At 63.4% G+C, this 19188-nt stretch carries 15 protein-coding genes, 2 tRNA genes and 1 pseudogene; 13 read left to right on the top strand and 5 right to left on the bottom strand.

Annotated features, from left to right (window positions below; translation table 11 throughout):
- The first annotated feature begins 50 nt into the window (after positions 1-50).
- Positions 51-821, top strand: coding sequence for a hypothetical protein (locus IPG61_08365; GenBank protein MBK6734090.1), 771 nt, complete (start codon positions 51-53; stop codon positions 819-821).
- A 211-nt stretch (positions 822-1032) separates the two neighbouring features.
- On the opposite strand, the gene IPG61_08360 is transcribed toward IPG61_08365, so the two are convergent.
- The 3 genes from IPG61_08360 to IPG61_08350 form a co-directional block, all read right to left on the bottom strand.
- Positions 1033-2199: an RtcB family protein gene (locus IPG61_08360; GenBank protein MBK6734089.1), complete on the bottom strand. Its 1167-nt coding sequence runs from the start codon at positions 2197-2199 to the stop codon at positions 1033-1035.
- A gap of 42 nt (positions 2200-2241) precedes the next feature.
- Positions 2242-2319: transfer RNA gene (locus IPG61_08355), tRNA-Arg, on the bottom strand.
- Positions 2320-2325: 6 nt separating this feature from the next.
- Positions 2326-2402 (bottom strand) — tRNA-Arg (locus IPG61_08350).
- 388 nt (positions 2403-2790) lie between these two features.
- On the opposite strand from IPG61_08350, the gene IPG61_08345 reads away from it, so the two are divergent.
- The 5 genes from IPG61_08345 to IPG61_08325 all read left to right on the top strand — a co-directional run bounded on the left by IPG61_08345 (position 2791) and on the right by IPG61_08325 (position 6843).
- Positions 2791-4290, top strand: a complete 1500-nt coding sequence (locus IPG61_08345) for a M48 family metalloprotease (protein ID MBK6734088.1) — start codon at positions 2791-2793, stop codon at positions 4288-4290.
- Complete coding sequence (locus tag IPG61_08340; protein ID MBK6734087.1) at positions 4182-4874, top strand: hypothetical protein; 693 nt, start codon at positions 4182-4184, stop codon at positions 4872-4874. The genes IPG61_08345 and IPG61_08340 overlap by 109 nt, the downstream gene beginning before the upstream one ends.
- A 34-nt stretch (positions 4875-4908) precedes the next feature.
- Positions 4909-5550, top strand: a complete 642-nt coding sequence (locus IPG61_08335; protein MBK6734086.1) for a DUF4291 domain-containing protein — start codon at positions 4909-4911, stop codon at positions 5548-5550.
- Positions 5551-5616: 66 nt separating this feature from the next.
- On the top strand, positions 5617-6108 hold the full coding sequence (locus tag IPG61_08330) for an O-acetyl-ADP-ribose deacetylase (protein ID MBK6734085.1): 492 nt from the start codon (positions 5617-5619) through the stop codon (positions 6106-6108).
- Positions 6109-6279: 171 nt separating this feature from the next.
- Positions 6280-6843 (top strand): GNAT family N-acetyltransferase, encoded by a 564-nt coding sequence (locus IPG61_08325; protein MBK6734084.1) that lies wholly within the window; start codon positions 6280-6282, stop codon positions 6841-6843.
- Between the two features lie 54 nt (positions 6844-6897).
- Here the strand turns inward: IPG61_08325 and IPG61_08320 are convergent, their stop codons facing one another.
- Positions 6898-7908 (bottom strand): MBL fold metallo-hydrolase, encoded by a 1011-nt coding sequence (locus IPG61_08320; protein ID MBK6734083.1) that lies wholly within the window; start codon positions 7906-7908, stop codon positions 6898-6900.
- A gap of 312 nt (positions 7909-8220) precedes the next feature.
- On the opposite strand from IPG61_08320, the gene IPG61_08315 reads away from it, so the two are divergent.
- The 7 genes and pseudogenes from IPG61_08315 to IPG61_08285 all read left to right on the top strand — a co-directional run bounded on the left by IPG61_08315 (position 8221) and on the right by IPG61_08285 (position 15985).
- Positions 8221-8679, top strand: coding sequence for a hypothetical protein (locus IPG61_08315; GenBank protein ID MBK6734082.1), 459 nt, complete (start codon positions 8221-8223; stop codon positions 8677-8679).
- Positions 8660-9427, top strand: a complete 768-nt coding sequence (locus tag IPG61_08310) for a guanylyltransferase (GenBank protein ID MBK6734081.1) — start codon at positions 8660-8662, stop codon at positions 9425-9427. Before IPG61_08315 ends, IPG61_08310 begins: the two co-directional genes overlap by 20 nt.
- A gap of 213 nt (positions 9428-9640) precedes the next feature.
- Positions 9641-12811 carry an HDOD domain-containing protein gene (locus tag IPG61_08305; GenBank protein MBK6734080.1) on the top strand — a complete coding sequence of 1057 codons (3171 nt, stop codon included), beginning with the start codon at positions 9641-9643 and terminating at the stop codon, positions 12809-12811.
- Between the two features lie 44 nt (positions 12812-12855).
- Positions 12856-13200: an HD domain-containing protein gene (locus IPG61_08300; protein ID MBK6734079.1), complete on the top strand. Its 345-nt coding sequence runs from the start codon at positions 12856-12858 to the stop codon at positions 13198-13200.
- A gap of 303 nt (positions 13201-13503) precedes the next feature.
- Positions 13504-13665, top strand: a complete 162-nt coding sequence (locus tag IPG61_08295) for a hypothetical protein (GenBank protein MBK6734078.1) — start codon at positions 13504-13506, stop codon at positions 13663-13665.
- Between the two features lie 1257 nt (positions 13666-14922).
- Positions 14923-15672 (top strand): annotated as a pseudogene (locus IPG61_08290) (ATP-binding protein).
- Between the two features lie 133 nt (positions 15673-15805).
- On the top strand, positions 15806-15985 hold the full coding sequence (locus IPG61_08285) for a hypothetical protein (protein MBK6734077.1): 180 nt from the start codon (positions 15806-15808) through the stop codon (positions 15983-15985).
- Between the two features lie 86 nt (positions 15986-16071).
- Here IPG61_08285 and IPG61_08280 read toward each other — a convergent pair whose 3' ends face one another.
- Complete coding sequence (locus tag IPG61_08280) at positions 16072-18945, bottom strand: protein kinase (protein MBK6734076.1); 2874 nt, start codon at positions 18943-18945, stop codon at positions 16072-16074.
- Between the last annotated feature and the right edge of the window lie 243 nt (positions 18946-19188).

The following is a 19188-nucleotide window of genomic DNA, read 5'->3' as shown; positions in this document are numbered from 1 at the left end:
GGCGTTACCACCTGTTTCCGAGTGCGCGGGGTCCGGAAGGGAGATCAGACGTGAAGGTTCGCTTATCGGCATCGGATGCGGAGTATGAGATTGACGACTGCCTGTGGGTGGAAATCAATGATACTTGCGGGACGGCTCGGCACTACCTGGTGGGGAATCCCTACACACATCCGGGACGCATTGAGGTGTACTGCCCTTCGAAGGAGGGGTTCACCCGGATCTCGAAGGCAGAGATCATGTCCTGCTCACGTGAGTCCGAATACTGGATCTTGGGCTACCTGCACGGAAATTGCCCTGAGTCACCAACAGATGGTGAAGGCTCGTGGCTCCCCGAGGACCATCCGAGCATGGTCGAGTGGCGCGCGTCACGAGAGGAATTTCCCCAAACGGGATACTGGAGCAGCGACCCCCAGCGGTGCGGGTACTGCCGTCGTCGGGTCACGCGGACCTCTCTTGATCGCGTCTGCGGGGATTGCAAGGGAACGGATGAAGGCGCAGGCGAGCAACGCGGCAAGAACCTGGACAAGCTGATGGTGGAACGGATCGGAGGAAGCTTCACGGTGAGCCGACAGGAAGGAAGAAGCAAGCCGTACATCACGGTCTCGGAGCACATCCAGGATCTGGACGAGGCCCTACGTATCGCAGATGCAACGAAGGCGTGGAATGTCGAAGTGACGTACTGCGGCGCTGACGGCATTCCTGGTGTGTGTGCCGGTTCGGACTCGCGCGGGGGCGGGATCAAGTGGTGGGGGCTGACCTCTCTATGGCAGCACGCCACCGAGGAGGACGAGGCCTGGGTGCGAAGCCAAGAGGGGCGCTAGTTGAGACAGCGGCAACTGGACCTGAAAGATCGTTTGTTCTTTGGAGCACGATCTGTCAGATCAAGTCGAAGCTAGCTCACAAGATCGCATCCCGCCCCCAGCCCGGAACCGCATCAAACGATGCCATGATCCCACGGAGCCCTTTCGCTGGTCAATCCGCGATTTCCGCAGTGGCGCGGCTTTCGCAGTGTGACCGACAGCGTTTGGGGCGTCAGATCCCCTTGTAGGTCAGCACGCCCCGCAAGCGGCGGTCGATACGCACGAGATCGGCCTGTGCCTTCATTACGAGGCGGAGGTCCTTGTAGGCGCCCGGAGATTCCTCACGGAGATCGTTGGCGCGGCGTTCGTCGTACCACAGGTCTCCCACCTGGCGCTCGAAATCGCGTCGCGTGATCCGCCGCCGCGCCTCCGTTCGGCTCATGGCGCGACCCGCCCCGTGCGAGCACGAGTTCAGCGCTTCCTCGCTGCCGCGTCCGGTGACATGGTAGCTGATGGCGCCCATGGCCCCGGGAATCACCCCGGGCTCTCCCTCCCGGGCGCCCATGGCGCCCTTGCGGTGGATCCAGAGCTGCTGCCCGGCCACGTTCTCCTGGCGAACCAGGTTGTGCGGGGTGTCGACAAGCGAGTTCTCGACCGCCGGAGCGCCGAGTACCGCTTCGAGCAGGTGAGCCGCCGCGCGAGCCATGGCCAGTCGGCTCCGGCTGGCGTAGCGGACCGCCCAGTCCATGTCGTTCAGGTAGGCCTTGCCGTCGTCGCTGCCCGCGTCCAGCGAGCGCAGGCCGCGACCGGAATCCTCCGCGCGCGCCAGATGCCGCATCGCAATCGCCTGACCAAGACCCCGCGAGCCACTGTGGACCATCAGCCAGAGCTGGTCCTGGTCGTCGGCCTGGATCTCCAGGAAATGGTTGCCACGCCCCAGCGTACCCAGCTGGAACAGGCCCGTGCGCGCGGCCTGCAGCGCCATTGCAGGATCGCTCAGGGGCTGGTCGCGCAGATCGCCGGGCAGTTCATCGGCGACGGTGGCCCGCGAATGACGTTCGATCGGCACGGCCGTCTCAAGCCCCTTCAGTATCTGCTGCGCCTGATGCCGGGAGCGCAAGAGACCTGCGCTGCCGTCAAGCCGCAGTGCGGTCATGCCGCAGCCGATATCCCCACCGACAGCTTGCGGATAGAGTCGCTCCCGCGTCGCCACGACGACTCCGTTGCAGACGTCCGCAGCCAGGTGCACATCCGGCATCACGGCGATCTTCACCACATCGTCGCAGGTCGACAGTCTTGCGATGGCCCGCGATACGGGCTCAGGCATCCGCTCGCTCAGCCAGGTCGCGACGGGGGCCCTTGCTGCCTCATCGCGGTCGGATTCGTTTGATTGCTTCAACAGCCTTGCTTCCTTGGTTGCTTGAACTTGCGGCGATGCTCTTGGCGAGCCTGGAGGGGCTCGAACCCCCAACCTCCTGATTCGTAATCAGGCGCTCTATCCAGTTGAGCATACAGGCTCGCGATCTGGTGGGCCCAGAGGGGCTCGAACCCCCGGCCTCCTGGTTCGGAACCAGGCGCTCTATCCAACTGAGCTACGGGCCCGAAAACAAAAAACCCTCGGTTTCCCAAGGGCTTCGCGGGCGGAATGCTGTTGGCGTGGCCGGATGAGATCATCCAACTCCCGCCGACACCGCGGCAAAGCCCAGTGAGGGAATCGACATATGCGAACTTCGCAGTCTGGCTTGCCCGAACATGTCCATTCCTCCTTCCCTGAAGCGTTGCGCGTTTTTGTAACGGCGGGGATGTTACAAGTCTCTCCGACCGTTGTCAAGGACAAACCGCGCACAGCCTCATGAATTCTGCGCGGTCTCCTTCGGCGATAGCGTCGTTATCGCGACTGCGGGTCCGTTGTTGTGCGGAAAGGGAGGTCAACGTTGCCGGTCCTGGCTGCGGTTCGCGCTTTTTGTCACAGATGCTGACGAAGACCGACATGATGATCTTCGAGATCGTACGCGGGCGGTGTGTCCTGCCACTCGCGCGTGCGTCTGGTTCTTCAACCAAGGAATTCACTGTGCAAAGCCCCGTTGCAGAGGAACCCATCGCGGTAGCGACGGTCTGGACGACCAACGCCATCAATCGGCCTCGCCGCCCGGCGCGCTACAACCTGGGCACGACAATCGTGGCGGCGGGCATGATTCTACTGCCCATGCTGTACGTGGGCCTGCTGGCTGCACTGGCGTGGCTGATCGCCACGCACGCCGTTCGTGGATTGGCGATCTTCGACCACGGCATGGGCCGTCTCCAACTCACATTTTACCTTGGCCCGCTCATCGTCGGGAGCATTACCTGGCTCTTTCTGATCAAGCCGCTCTTCAGCCGTGCCGCTTACCGGGCCGATCATGTGGTGCTCGACCCCATTGCAGAACCGGAACTGCATGCCCACGTGAACCGTCTCGCCGACACGCTACAAGCGCCGAGACCGCGCGAGATACGAGTGAACTGCGACGTCAATGCCTCGGCCGCATTCCGCCGCGGCATGTTCAGCTTCATTGGTAACGACCTTGTGCTGACGATCGGAACGCCGCTCCTGGCCGGCATGTCCCTGCGGCAACTCACCGGCGTCATGGCGCATGAGTTGGGCCATTTCGCACAAGGCGGCGCGATGCGTGTCTCGTACGTGATTCGCTCTGTCAACTGGTGGTTCTCGCGGGTCGTGTACCAGCGGGATCGCCTGGACGAGTGGCTCGACAACGGGGTCGGCTCGCAACATGTGACGTTGGTTGTGGTTTGCTGGGCTGCTCGTGGCATGGTGTGGATCTCGCGTGCGATCCTGCGCCTGCTTATGGAAGTCGGCGTGCTCATCAGTTCGTTCCAGTTGCGCCAGATGGAGTTCGATGCGGATCGCTACGAGACCCTGGTGGCCGGCAGCAACGAGTTCGCGGCAACCGCGCGGCGGCTGCACGAATTGGCTTCGGGAAGATCCGTTGTCGAGGCTGAATTGTCGCACTTCCTGCGCCGCGGAGTCCTTCCAGACTCCGTTGGCGAGTTGATTGCCGTCGAGGCGTCGCGTCTTGACCAGGCGACCTTCGCCGAGCGCTGGAGCGAAGTTCTGGCGACACGGACGGAGCCTCGCGCGACACATCAGTGTGAAGCCGATCGCATCGCCGCAGCGGAACAACTTGGCGGTGAGGGCGTCATCGCCGGCAATGCCGCCGCCAGTACCTTGCTGAGCAGGCCGAATGCGGTGCATGTCGCGGCCAGTCAGGTGTTCTACGCGTCCGGGCTGGGCGCCGCGCCCAGCCCGGAAACGATCGAGCCCTTGAGCGAGTACCTGAACCGCAAGGAGCGTTCGGCCGCACGCCGGTGTGCCTGGCGAGGTACATGCCGACGGGTTGTTCCCTGGTCGGCCTTGAAATTCAGGTACCTGCGGAACGGGATCCAGTCTCCGAGCAGGCGGCACGAGCCGACCTGGTCGCCGCGCGCGATCTGATCCAGGAGGCGATCCGCCGCGGTGAAGCAGCGCCTGTCGACGCCATGTCAGCCCGGCTGACAACATGTGTCCTGTTCGGGACCGCGCTCGAGTCCTGCCAGCTGCAATCGGCACTGCGGAGTGACACCTCCGCGGCCATGGCCGCCCTGGCAGCGGACGCACAGAGCCTCAAGCGCATATTGGCGCCGAGCCGGGAAATCAGCGAACGCGTGGAAGCCATGACCGATCTGGTGTCGGCCAGGGGCGCCACGTGGACGGATGTCACATCGGAGCGCGTGAATCTCCACGCCTCAGCAATCGTCGATCAGTTCGGCAAGTTGGCGACCATCGTCGCGGTACTCACGGCAGAACATGGCGTTACCGGAGTCATGCTGAAAAGTCTGCGGGACGCCGACGCACGCTTGGCGGCAGCCGAAGACGACCTGCTGCGGCGAGCGCAGAGCATGGCCACCGGCGCTCTCGATGCCTATTGTGAAGTGATCGCAACGCTCGTGGAGTATGCGGAAGTTGTCGAGGCGGATCTGGGTCTTATGCCTCTGGAGGCGCCACCGGCGCCCGCTGAATCGCCCAACAAGCTGCCGTAGTCGAGAGTCTGCGCGAGGGCCCAAGGTGAGACGAATGAATCTGGAAACCGAATCCTATCTGGAGCAGGTGAAGCTGTGGCCCGCGGAAGGGCGCCACATACTCGCCCAGTACGACGACGACACAATCATCGTCTATCAGGCATTCCGATCGCCGACTGGTCAATATGCCGCCGAACACGGGACATTCGGACCCGGCTTCAGCTATTCACGAATGAGCTGGGTGAAGCCGAATTTCCTGTGGATGATGTATCGCTCCGGATGGGGCACCAAAGTCGGGCAGGAAACCGTCCTGGCATTGCGCATACGACAGGTGTTTTTTGACTCGTTGTTGGCCCAGGCGGTGCCCTCGTTGTGGGATTGTGGCGAGTTCGCCACGGAAGGCGAATGGTCCCGCGCGCTGAAGACGTCAGAGGTAAGGCTGCGATGGGACCCAGATCATCACCCATTCGGCGCCCGCTTGCCACGAAGAGCTGTCCAGTTGGGCCTGCGCGGACGCGTTCTGAAGTCATACGGGTGCAACGAATTGATCGAGGTCATGGATGTGTCGGGATTCGTGGCCGACCAACGAGCCCGACTTGCGGTCGCCGGGGTGGCCGGGCTTCAGGCCCCACGCGAACGTGTGTACCGCCCCCGTGATCCGGCGATCGCCGGCCGATTGCAGTTGGCCGTCGATTGATGGGCTTGGCTGGAGACTGCGGATCTGTGTCGCGCGGCACGCTTGAGAGCCCGAACTGGAGACGCCATGATCATCCGGGCCGTTAAGGCCGACATCACGAAGGTACCTGTAGAGGCGATCGTCAACGCTGCAAACTCGTCGCTGCTGGGTGGTGGTGGCGTCGATGGTGCCATTCACCGTGCGGCAGGTCCAGAACTGGTGCACGAGTGCAGGCTGCTGGGCGGCTGCCGAACGGGAGATGCGAAGATCACACGTGGCTACAGGATTCCCGCGAGCTTCATCATTCATACCGTCGGACCGGTGTGGCGCGGCGGTACCCATGGTGAGCCGGATCTGTTGGCGTCATGCTACCGCCGCTCGATGGAGGTCGCCGTCGCGAATGGGATCAGGACGCTTGCGTTCCCCAGCATCAGCACGGGCATCTTCGGCTATCCGATAGAAGAGGCGGCTGCAACGGCCATCGCGACGGTCCGCTCGGCACCACAGGGCATCGAAGAGGTGCAGTTCTGCTGCTTCTCGGCGCGAGATCTTGAAGTCTACGAACGCTTGCTGGGATAGGGTTCGCACGGTCGCGTCTGTTCCGGAGAGGTTGACCGCGACGGAGTTCAAGCCGTACAATCCGTACCGCCGGAGACCGCGCGACGGCGCAAGAGCTGAGCGCGCCTTCGGGGCCAACATGGCCGAGAACACGGAGGGGGACACGCGGTGGTGTTTCTAAGCGGCGAAGCCGTGAATCTGCGCACACTCGAGCCCAGCGACGCCGAACAATTGGTTGTTTGGCTGAACAGTCCTGAGCTGAGGCGCTTTCTCTCCGTCAGATTCCCCATCACGGCTGGCGACGAGACGGCATGGCTGCAGTCGCATTCGACGGCGGGCGCCGATCGTCGAGATGTGGTTCTGGGCATCACTATTCCGGATGGCGACAATCAAATCCTGATCGGGACGGCAGGCCTGCATGCCATTGACTGGATTCGTCGCCGTGCGATGACGGGCATCGTGATCGGCCCGCCGGAGTACCGCAGCCGGGGATTCGGCACGGCAGCCAAGAACCTGATGATGGATTACGCATTCGGCGAGCTCGGACTACATAGTTTGTGGGCTGAGGTGCTGGCCGACAACCACGCCTCGCTTCGCGCTCTCGAGAAGCAGGGTTATCGCCGCGGAAGTGTGCTGCGCCAGGCAGCGTTCATGCGAGGCGAATGGTGCGACATGGTGTATCTCGACGTGCTGGCGGACGAGTGGCGCGCGCTCAGGGAGTCGAGTGGCAAAGCTGCCGGGAAAGCGCCCGATTAGCCGCCAGGGGCTGAACTTCCGGCCACGCGGGCGCGCTGCCTGACAGTAGCCACCCTAGTCGGCATCCAGGCGCCAGGAATCCGCGAACCGCGTCCTGGGAAACACGGCCCGCGCCTCGTTCAACATATCCAGCCATTCGCTTCGCGAATATCGCTCCGACAGATGAAAGAGTACCAACTCCCGGACGGCTGCTCGTTGTGCCAACGTTGCGGACAAGACGGTGGTCATATGGAAATGGCGATGCGCAAGGTCCAGATCCGCGTGCCTGTACTGCGCCTCACAGACGACGGTGTTGCATTCGCGCAGCCGCGGCACGAGAGCATCCATCGCCTGGTCGTCGAGAAGAAAGTCCGTCAGATAGGCAACGGAATCGCCTGGAGTTTCGCTGACAAGTGACTCGGCAAGTGTGCCGGCGGTATGCGCAACTCCTTCGACAACAATGGTCGAATCCGGATCGATCGCTTCCTTCAGTTGCTTCAGCCATGGGCCAGGCTGCAAGCCGAGCGCGCCAAGACGCGTGACGTCGATGTTGCGGCGTGGCTTCTCGCGCACGATGTAAGCCAAAGTGGTGGTGCGGTGCTCCATGGCAATGGCTTCGACGGTGAACTGAGGATGGTCCAGAACGACCGCGGACCGCTCCTCCATGCAGTCGTCGTGAAGCGCGGCGAACGCCTCACCCAGTTCGAAGCGTGCCGTGTGCAGGCATTCGGGGCCGATGTCGGTGACACGCCAGGTGCCCTGCATCTGCTCGTGCAGGTTCCACAGGAAGCCCTGGAACCGGTGTTGGAGAATGCGCGCGGTTCCAGGCGGGCCCCACGCCCGATTGGGCCGACTGGAGCGATCGAAGGTGCATCGGAAAAACGTGTCGAAGCCGGCAATGTGGTCCATGTGCAGATGCGACAGGAACAAGTGGTCAATCGCGAGAATGTCGGCTATCGGCAGACCGGTCAAACACCCGTCCCCGCAGTCGAATAGCAGCCTGTGGACAGATTGGCCGGTGTCGACGGTCACCAGCAGGGCGTTGTCCTTGCCGGGGGCGCCCAGGACGGTGCAGCTCAGGCTCACTTCACGTACTCCCGTTTGAGGACGACCCGGCTCGCAAAGCCCGCGGCGCCGGGACGAAGTCGACGTCGAACCGCCGTCAGGTTCCGATCGGCCCCCATTGTAGAGGACGGCGCGGTTCCCGGGAAACCGGATTCCGCAGTCCCGCGGTGTTTCCGTCGATCGTTCGGTTGTTCGCAGTTGAATTCCATCCGCATGTTTGACAACATGTGGACGGGACGTACATCGCGCAGCGGACTCTGATGAGGCCGTCGCTCGCCACCAGGATTCAGGGGCCACCGTGCCGTTCAGGATCCGACCGGGTGATGAAGACACATGCATGCAGTTATTCTCATCGGCCTTCCCGCTGCCGGAAAGTCGACGTTCTGCCAGCAGCGCTTCGCCGACACCCACGTGCGCTTGAATCTCGACTCGCTGCGCACGAGACGTCGCGAAGCGACGCTGTTGGAGGCATGTATCCTCGAGCGTCGGCCTTTTGTCGTCGACAACACGAATGCGAGCATCGCGGAACGCGCGCGCTTTATCGTGCCGGCTCTGGCCGCGGGTTACGAGGTTGTGGGGTACTATTTCCGAAGCGTGGTCACCGATTGTCTGGAGCGCAACCGGCTCCGTTCCGGCCCTGAACGCGTGCCGGACGCGGCCGTCCGGGGCACGGCTGGGCGGCTGAGGCTGCCAAGCCTTGCCGAGGGTTTCACGCAACTATGGTATGTCTCACAGGTGCCGAGGGGTGGCTTCGCAGTCGAGGAGTGGCGCGATGAGGTTCACGGATCTTGATACCGCGATGCGGATCTTCGAAACCGCGCACGACCATTGTGTCCTGCCAGGCCTGCACATTGTAGTGCGGATCGATGGCCGCAACTTCACCCGCCTGACACGCGAAGTGTGTTGTTTCACCGCACCGTATGACGAATCATTTCGCGACCACATGGTCGAGACGACCAAGCACCTGATGTCGTGCGGATTTCGCGTCGTCTATGCATACACGCAGAGCGATGAGATCTCGTTGCTTTTGGACCGCGACGAAGACGCCTTTGGCCGCAAGCTTCGTAAGTACGAATCGATCCTGGCCGGCGAAGCCAGCGCGTGGTTTACCCACCGATTGGGGATACCCGCGGCGTTCGACGCCCGGATCGCCCAGTTGCCCGACCGGGCGCGCGTCCTGAGCTACTTCCGCTGGCGCGCCGATGACGCCCACCGCAATGCACTGAACGGACACTGCTATTGGCAGTTGCGACGGGAGGGCCGGACCCCGGCCGAGTCTGCGACTCAGCTCGCGGGGATGTCGACTGCCGCCAAGAACGACCTGTTGTATGAGCGGGCCGGCATCAATTTCAATGACCTGCCGGCCTGGCAGCGCCGCGGCATTGGTGTCTACTGGGAAGGCAATCAATCGTCAACGGTCTCCGACGCAGATGGTACGGGGGCCCGAGCTTCGGGACGCGGTCTATGCGTCGATCTGGGGCTGCCGATGAAGGGGGCCTACGAGGCATTCCTCGAGCGATTTATCCGGGAGGATTGTTAAGCACTCACGAACGAGTTCCGCCCCGACCAGGGAGTTTGACCGCCCAAAGCGGAGCATCGCAACACGGCGCCGCAAAAAACAAGACAAACGTGCAAGCCTGGTCCAATAGCGATCTCAAGCCGTATCGGCGATTGACGAACGATATCAGCAATTGAAGGGCACCCGAGGGAGGTCATCCGGGATAAGCGCAGCGCCGCCGCACGGAGGCACGACATGGGCCTGGTATTCACTACCGCCGAAGCACTCACGATCGAGCACGAGCCCGCCAGCGCGGCCGGCGAGCCCGACCTGTTCCACATCGTGGATGTGCCCGACCTTCCCAACCTGGCCCGGGCGTCATTGCCCGGGGCGTTGGCGGTAGTGCTTGAGGAGCTGCGCCAAGCCGAGTGCAGTGACAACCGGCGCCTGGCCAGAGCCGTGGCCAACGATCCCGATCTGACCACCGTGATCATGCGCCGCGCCAACAGCGCCTTCTACGGAACCTCCGGGCGCACGATCAGCGATCTGCCGACGGCCGTGACACGTCTGGGGCGCGACGTCGTCAACTACTGTGCGCTGCGTCAGGGCCTGTGCCATCTGGCCGGCAGGGCGGGCGCGCTCGCGGACCATCTGCTCGCCCACAGCCTGATCGTCGCTGAGCTGGCGCATGATCTGGGCGAACATCGCAATCGAGCTTTCGCCGAACAGGCTCGCCTGGCGGGGCTCCTGCACGATTTCGGCAAGTTGTTGCTGATCCGGCACGGCGGAGACATCTACCGCCATGTGGCGATCACCTGCCAGGGCGAGGGTCTGACAACGCAGGACGGAGAACGTCGTCACCTGCGCCAGGCGGACGGGAGCGCAGCAGACCACGCCATCGTTGCCGCGCAGGTGCTCGAGTTGTCGCACCTGGCCGCCGAGACCGTCAGTGCCATCGCGGGGCACCACGATCCGTTTGAGCACCATGTACAGGGTTGGAATCGCTGGGACTTGGCAGGGGTCGTCCAGATCGCTGACGCGCTGGCGCGCCGCGCCGGCTTCGCCGATGGCATCGCGCAGGGTCCAGCTGACCATCGTCTGGACCCGGTGCTGCTGCAGATTCTTGATCGTAACGAAGTGGCCCTGGTTGCACTCGCGCGACGCGCCGTCGAGAAGGTGGCCCCAACCCTGGCCGATGTGATGAACAGTGCTTCTCTCGACACAATTGCCCGGCGCCATGCACAGCTCCAGGCCTTGTGTGGTCACGACCGGGCCGGAGCAGGAGACCCGGTTCGGACGGCGAGCATGGACGAGCCTGCACCGCTTACCTCATGGATGATCAGGACCAGCGAGACCGGAACCGCGCGAGATCCGCGCAGCGACCGTGACGACGCGAACGGTGACGCCATGAACGAACTGGCTCGGGTTCTGCGCGTGGACCCGGAAGGCGTGATGCGTCTCGGTTGCCGGAGCGGCAGGTTCAGCCACACTGTCTGGACTCCAGACGGCCGACATCTGGCGCTGATCAACGCGGACGGAGAAGTCGAGAAATGGAGCTTGACGGCGCGCCGCTGCCTGGCCACCGCCCGGATCGACGGACATGTCACGGCAGTCACGGGCACTGCCGATGGTCTGGGGCTGATCGTGGCCGTCGATCGTGGCCGCGTCATCAGGTTCGATGGGCCGGACTGGGCGCGCCGGGCCGTATTGGAGACCGGCCACGGCCGTGTCGGAGCGCTGGCTGCGGCGCCCAATGAAGATGCCTTCGCGAGCGGATCCGCCGATGGGTCCGTTACCTTGTGGACGCGGACACCCGGCGCTTGCCGGCTCCGCTCGTCGCCGCTTGGACGTCATCATGCGCCGGTCCGGGCATTGGCGTGGTCTGCTTCGGGGCACGAACTGGCATCGGCCGCAGCCGACGGAACCGTCAGGATCTGGTCCGTGGTCGACAACGATCTCGTCGATATCACGGCCGGACACCTGGAAGCGGTCAATGACGTCGTCTGGACGCCAGAGGGCCGCTTTGTCATCTCCGGCGGCGACGACGGGCGCATTGGCATCTGGGACGTCAGGGAGCGGCGGTACCGTGGCCGCTGGACTCAGCCGGAAGGCGCCGTGGTACGCCTCTGCCTGTCGCCGGACGGTTCCCGCCTGCTGACGCTTGACCGCAGCGGTCACTGCCGGTTGTGGGGGTGGCGCGACGGCTCGCTGCTCGCGGACGGCTCGCTCGCGATGGATGCCACGCACTACCACGAACCGGGCGGCTGTCTGTCGTTCAATCCCGCCGGTGGCGGGCTGGCGGTTCCGACAAACGGCAGCCGCGAGATCCAGATCTGGGAGCTTCCGGAAATGGCGGCGGCCCTGCACGACGTCGATTACCGGCACGAAACAGCCCCAGCGTGCGAAATCCCGCAGCGTTCTGCACCCGGTCGCGCACCGGCACATGTCCTTCACCTGAGCGATCTGCACTTCCGCGGCGGTGAAAACATCCGGAAGCTTGTGGTCGATCTCGTGTTCGATCTGAAGCACCGGCTGAAGATCGAGCGTTTGGATTCGGTTGTCGTCACCGGAGACCTTGCGGATACCGCGGCGATGGACGAGTACGCCTCCGTCTATGCGTTCCTGCGCATGCTAGAAGAGCGGATGGGCGTGCCGCGCGAGCGCTGGGTTGTCGTACCCGGGAACCACGACGTCGACTGGGAGGCGGCTACCTGTTGCCACGTCACGCCGGACGACCTCAAGGCCCTGGCAGACCTGGGGCATTGCCCGCAGCAGGTCGGCTGCGAACCGACCAAGAAAGACGCGGGCTTCTATCCGAATCGCTTTCGGCCGTACTCGCACCGATTGCATCGGCTGGTCTACGGCGAGCCCTATCCGCTGGCCTATAAAGATCAGGTTCGCCTGCACGCCTATCCCCAGATCGGTCTGCGCTTCATCGCATACAATTCCTCATGGCACATTGACCGCTGCCATGCCGACGACGTAAGGGTGCACGATGACGTATTGGTGGGATCGAAGGGGCGGCTGCTGGACGATTCCAGCGGCGACCTGCTGACAATCGGAGTCTGGCATCATCCCCTCGCGGACTTTCGCGACGAGGAGCAGTTCGCTGGGCACCTGCGCGCCCTGGGGACACGCCTTGGGCTGCACGGCCACATCCACCGCGATCGTGCCGGGGCCATGGATCTGTTGACCCGGCAGCGGGTCTACTTCCTGGCGACGGGCAGTTTCAGTGCCCGCAGCCGGGCTCTGCCGCCAGGCATCCCTCAATCGTATCAGCTTCTGACTATCGATGTGCCGCGGAACCAGGTTACCATCCAGAGCCGCAAGCGTGCGGGAGCGGAATGGGAGGGCCACCACATCTGGGATGGCACCGAAACGGATGATCGGTCCGCCAGGACGACGATCAGCCTGGGGGCTTCCTAGACAGCCCGCGAGGCCGGGGCCTCGGCGATAGGGAACGGCGTCACATGGTCGGAGATCAGGGACTCGTCGCAGCCAAACTGTTGGCTTTCGAACTGCACAGCGGGCAACAATACGGTGAGCGTCCATATACGGATCATCTGCAGGCCGTGGTTGATACCCTGGAGCGGTTCGGCGTGATTCCTGGGCAACCATGGTCGGCGCCCGTTGTCGTGGCCGCCTGGCTTCATGACAGCCTCGAAGACACTGTGATCACGCGCAGCGAACTGGCCTCCCGGTTCGGCGAAGCTGTCGCAGATCTGGTGTGGCGCGTCACGGATGAACCGGGAGCGAACCGGGCGGCGAGGAAGCGGGCCACCTATGCCAAGACGAGGGATGCGTATTCCAACTGAAATCGGCCACTGATTCCGACGCAAATCGGCCACCCATTCCGATTCAATTCGGCCACCCATTCCGACCGAAACCGGCCACCGATTCCGACGCAATTCGGCCCCCCTGGCAGGGTAGACGCCGACCGCGACGCAGGACACCCCAGCGGGTACCGCGCTTCTAACCGCGACACGCCGAGTAGAGGGAGCCGAGGTGCCCAGAGAGCGGTTGTCCAGCGAAAGATCAAAGAAGTCCTGCGTTTGAAAAGAGGCTGCGGCCTGAGCAGCCGGGCCATCGCCCACAGCTGCGGCATCGCGCGTAGCACGGTGGCGGAATATCTGCGGCTGGCGGAGGCGGCGGGTCTGACATGGCCGTTGGCCGAGGATCTGGATGACGCGGCGCTGGAGTCGCTGCTGTTCCCGCCGCCGTCGTCGCTGCCGGCCGATCAGCGGCCGCAGCCGAACGGGCACAGTTGCATCTGGAGCTGAAGCGGCACAAGGGCGTGACGCTGTTCCCTGCCGGCAGGAAACACAAGGAGGCGCATCCGGAAGGTCACCAGTACAGCCGGTTCTGCGAGTTGTACGGCCAGTGGCCGTCGTCAGGACCCTGGTATGCGGCAGACGCACCGCGCGGGCGAGAAACTGTTCGTCGACTACGCGGGCCCAGGTGCCGGTGGTGGACCGGTTGACCGGCGAGATCCGGCAGGCCCTGTTCGTCGCCGTGCTTGGTGCGAGCAACTACACGTACTGCGGAAGCGACGTGGACGCAGAAGCTGCCGGACTGGATTGCGTCCCATGTGCGGGCGTTGCATTACCTGGGCGGCGTGCCGCAGGTGCTGGTGCCGGACAATCTCAAGCCGGGTGACGAGCCCGCACCCTCACGAGCCGACCTGAACCCGACGTACCGAGATGGCCAGTCACTACGAGGTGGCGGCTGCCGGCGCGGGTATGCCGCCCGAAGGACAAGGCGAAGGTCGAGGCCGGGGTCAGTGGCCAGCGCTGGATCCTGCCAGCTGAGGCACCGGACGTTCTTCTCGTTGGCCGAGCTGAACCGTGCGATCACGGAACTGCTGGAAGCGCTGGACAACAAGCGGTTCCAGAAACCGGCCGAGTCGGCGCAGTCTGTGGGAAGAACTGGATCGGCCGGCGCTCAGGCCATTGCCGTGTTCGCCGTACGAGTACGCCGAATGGCCGCGCGTGAAGGTGCATCGACTACCACGTGCGGTGGACAAGCACTACTACTCGGTGCCGCATCAACTGGTGGGCCTTCGCTGCGAGGCGCGGGTGACGGCGTCGACGGTAGAGGTGCTGCATCGCGGCCGTCGGTGGCGAGCCACGCGCAGCCACTTGCAGGGCCGCTACGCTGCCCGAACAGCCAGAGCACCATCGGCAGCACGCCGAGTGGACGCCGGAGCGAGTGGTGCGCTGGGCTGGCGAGGCTGGTGGCGCGGTGGCGGCGGTGGCGACGCGGATCATCGCGAGCCGGCCCCATCCCCAGCAAGGCTACCGTTCGTGCCTGGGCGTGATACGACGCGAGCAGTACGGAAATGCTCGTCTGGAAGCGGCCTGCGAGCGCGCACTGGCGACCGGCGCGTGCAGCTGCAAGAGCGGGGTCGATCCTCAAGAGCGGCCTGGACCAGCAGCCGCTGCCGTCGCCAGTGCCGCCGACACCGTCGATCGAGCACGAGAACATCCGGGCGCCGACTACTCGCGCCCGTGCTGCCGTTCCCGCCGCGGAGGTCGCCCATGTTGATCCATCCGACGGTGGAGAAGCTGCGCGACCTGCACTGGGCGGGATGGCCGACGCCTTGGTCGACCAGCTGCAGACCCCGGACGCATCCAGCCTGAGCTTCGGAGGATCGGCTGGGGCTGCTGGTCGATCGGGAAGAGGCCGCCCGCGAGAACCGCCGACTGAAGACCCGCCTGACGCAGGCGCGCCGCCTGCCGGCGTGCACGGAGGACATCGACTACCGCAGTCGTCGCGGGCTGAGCAAGACGCTGGTGTTGAGCCCTGGCGTCGTGCCAATGGATCAGGGAGAATCTGAACGTGGTGATCACCGGACCGACCGGCGTCGGCAAGACGTACCTCGGCTGCGCGCTGGCGCAGCAGGCATGCCGTCACGGGCAGCGGGTCACGTACCAGCGCCTGCCGCGGCTGTGCCACGATCTGGAGATCGCCAAGGCCGACGGCAGCTACCGGAAGCGGTTGGCCAAGCTCGCACGCGCCGACCTGCTGGTGCTCGATGACTGGGGACTGGCGCCACTGACGCCAGAGAACCGGCGGGACCTGCTCGAGCCCGATGACCGTTACCAGACGCGGTCGACCCTGATCACGAGCCAACTGCCGGTCAGCACCGCACCAGTACCTGGATGACCCAACGCTGGCTGACGCGATCCTGGACCGGGATCCACAACGCGCACAAGATCGAGTTGACGGGCGAGTCCCCGCAAAAGAAAGGAGAAACGTTGACCGCGACTGCGGAGGCGGGCGAATGAGATCCCCGTCGCTACGCCCGGCGGTGGCCGAATACGTCGGAACAGGTGGCCGGAATGGACTGGACTGCGCGGCCGGAATCGATCGAACGGGTGGCCGAAATCACTGGAATACGCAAGGGAAGACGAATTGGCCGTGATCCTCAAGCTGGCCGACCGGATTGCGAACGTAGAGGCTGCCACCGCCGAAAACCAATCGCACCTGCGCATGTACCGGAAAGAACACGAAGAGTTCAAGGCCGGGTTGACTCGTCAGGCACCGTCGGATGTCGCGACACTCATGTGGGAGTACCTGGACCATTTGCTGGTCCGATAGTCTTGAGAGCCGCGATGTTCAGCAGAGTGCTGCAACCGTTGAACATTGGATGGCCAACCCGGAGCGCCCCATATAGAAAACTCCGCCTAGTCGAGGTCGACCCGCCAGTCCTTGCCGTTGTTGTTGTCCCATTGTACAACTCGGTTCCGGCGACGATCAAACAGACGCACGACGAAGTCCAGTTCGGTTGCGTCTAGAGGCCGAGGAACAGTGACTTGCCACCAACCGCGCTCCGCCTTGGTCATGGGGCTGATCACGGCAACAGAATCGGGTGGAGACCACCGCCAACCGTGGCCGAGTTCGATCTGGGGCCGACGCCAATTGTCGACAGCCCAGTGGAGCTCCAGTCTCTCGTCCGCGCGATCCCAGTCGGCGTCGAGTATTCGGTACCTAACGGTTAACGACTCTGCGGCGGAAGACGCCGCTGGCGACCATTTGGCCTCACCCGTCAACGCCACGATATCGTCGTTCCACTTGCCACGAAGAAGCTCGAACCGCTGTTTTCGCGGTACACATTCGATCTGGTCAGCCACATAGCTCATCATAGCCCCAGCCGGACCATATACCCCATCCACATGGTGTGATGCGACTGCTCGACTCGGAAGAACAGCGAAGGTTGGCTTGGCGCCGTTTCGGGCGCGATCCCAGGCGGCCGCAGAAACCGCTGTTCGTCCCCTCAGCACCAGTCGCGTATAGACGTCACCCAAGGTTGCTTCACGTGTCGACTGGTCGGGCAAACCACTCTGAATCCCGTCGCCAATCGAATCAAGATAACGAAAGCCTCCTGCGTTTTCATGCTGGGCGCCGGCCAGTTCTCCTTCCACTACACAGCCAACCGCAAAGCGTTCGGATCCAACGCCCACACGTAGGTCCCCGTCACGCGAACGCAGCAAGATGTCCTCGAACGCCAGCGCCCGATCGGACCGGATCTCGAATCGCCCATTCAGCTCGATTGTGCATATCAGCACCTGCGATTCGCCCCCAGGTTCGGCATCGATATCGGGAGGGCAGGCCGCGGTCCGAGGGATACCGTTTCCCGACACGTAGTCGATCGACATCGCGGGCGGCCCGGCCGGCACGGCAACTCCGGTAACAACAAGCTCATCGATCGCGAACCACGTTGCCCGAGCTTCATCAGTTTCCGTAATCTCAAGAGGCGATGGTATGGAATCGGGAATCGAACCTAAGAGCACTATCGGAAATTCGCCCAGGTCGGTGTCTTCCTCAAATAGACACGGCGTTTCGCGCGCGGCGGCTAACCACTCATCAAAACTGTCGCCGACGGGCCAGGCGGTAGCCGGATGCTCGGGGTCGAATGATCGATAGTCCCGGCGCTCTCTCGCAGCGGTAGCGATCCCGGCCACGTCTAGATAGCGTACGTGCGCGCGAAACCGCATTATGTGAGGCCCTTCCTTGATCCGGCTGGGATCCACCCATGAGGCCAGGGGCAAGTTGAGCCGCGTCGATTCCCACATGTTTGTATAGAGTACGGCCACGGGGTCCCATGGACCACGGTCCCACGAGGCCTCTAGGTCAATGATGTTGTCGAATTGAATACCTGGGTTAAGGCGGGCCTGTCCGCTGATTACAGCGTTCGCGTGGTGGACTGGCCCGAACTCGGCAACGCGCACTGCAACGCCATTTGCAGCACGCCTTGCCAGTATCGAAAGCGGATCACGTGGGCGCGCGCGCACGCGCTCCATCAGGTGCTCCTCCAGGTGGTCCCAATTGGTGCTGAGGGCGCGGGCTGGCAAGTTCCGCGTGATGACCTGTTGCAGGATCCTATTCGTCTTATGATCACGAATCCGAACGCCAACAGCATCAATTGCGCTGACAACGACCGCGGTTGCGATCAAGAACGCGGCTCCGCCCATCATGAAACGCCTGCGGTTGCGAGCTAGATATCGGCCAACGCGCTCCAAACGACTCGGTCGCCGCGCACAGATCGGTTGGCCATCGACAAGTCGCTGGAGATCGTCGCGCACGTCGGCAGCAGTCGCATATCGTCGGCCAGGTTCCGGCTGCAAACAACGAGTAAGGATTGTCTCGAGGTCCCTCGGCACGTGTCGCTGGCGTGCCCGCGCGGACGGTAGGCTTCTATCGGCCAGGATGCTGCGCATGGTCGATGTTGCACCGCCCGCGAACGGCGTCGTGAAGGTGGCGGCCTCATATAGGGTCACGCCGAACGACCAGATGTCTGCCCGATGATCCAGCGCGCGCCCGCCAGAATCAAGATGCTCTGGCGACATGTATTGCACGGTTCCCAGGAAGTCGCCGGTGCGCGTCAGTTGATCGGATCCGTATTCGATTGCGATTCCAAAGTCAGTCAGATACGCCTGTCTAGCCGCACGATCCACCAGAATGTTGTGGGGCTTGATATCCCGGTGCACGATCCCCCGTCGGTGGATATGGTCGAGTGCGTCGGCGATCTGTATGAAGTAGACCAAGATCTCCTGCAGGTAGTCGCGATACTCCGTCGCGGGCGGCAAATCATCAGGCGCAAAGCGGTTTCGCGCTGTCGCCACGCATTGGGCAAGGTTGCCCCCATCGATCATCTCCATGACGATGCATTGGAACTCGCCGCAGTCTTCCTGTGAAAACACTTTCACTATGGAAGGGTGATGTAGCCGACCTCCGATCCAGGCCTCGCGTGTGAATCGCGCGGGCAGGGAGTGGTGGGACAAGCTGTTGTGATGCAAAACTTTGATCGCCACGCGCCGTTGCATCGATACCTGAAAGGCGGCATATACCGTGCCGACACCGCCCCGCCCAAGGGACTCCTCGATCGTGAAGTCATGTAGAACAGACAATAGTGATGCCGGAAGCTCGTGATCGAACGTTGCCTTGCGCGAGACGCCAAGATCTCGCGTGGCCTGCGCAAAATAGTTGGTGGAACGGGCCGGGGTAGCAGTCGACTCCGCACGAATATCATCACTTGAATGCTGGTCTTCGGAGTTCACGTCGTTCAGCTCGATTCCCGTTTGCGGCGCGTGCGTCAGGTTGGCTCCGCGCAGGCGATCTCGTCACTGTCGCCAATCCCCATGCCCGGAACGAAGTCACCAATTACGGTACACAAAGGGCAGCGGCAGAGCGCTCGGGATTATACACATCGGTCAGCGGGATGCACGCGAGACAGCGAACGCCCGGTGCGCGTCCGGGTGAAATGTGCATGACGACAATCGCGCGCTGGGGTACCGCCGTCT

The organism is bacterium (assembly GCA_016703265.1).
Taxonomy (GTDB): domain Bacteria; phylum Krumholzibacteriota; class Krumholzibacteriia; order LZORAL124-64-63; family LZORAL124-64-63; genus CAINDZ01.
Note: the sequence above shows the minus strand (reverse complement) of the source record. Positions and strands in the feature narration are given on the sequence as shown.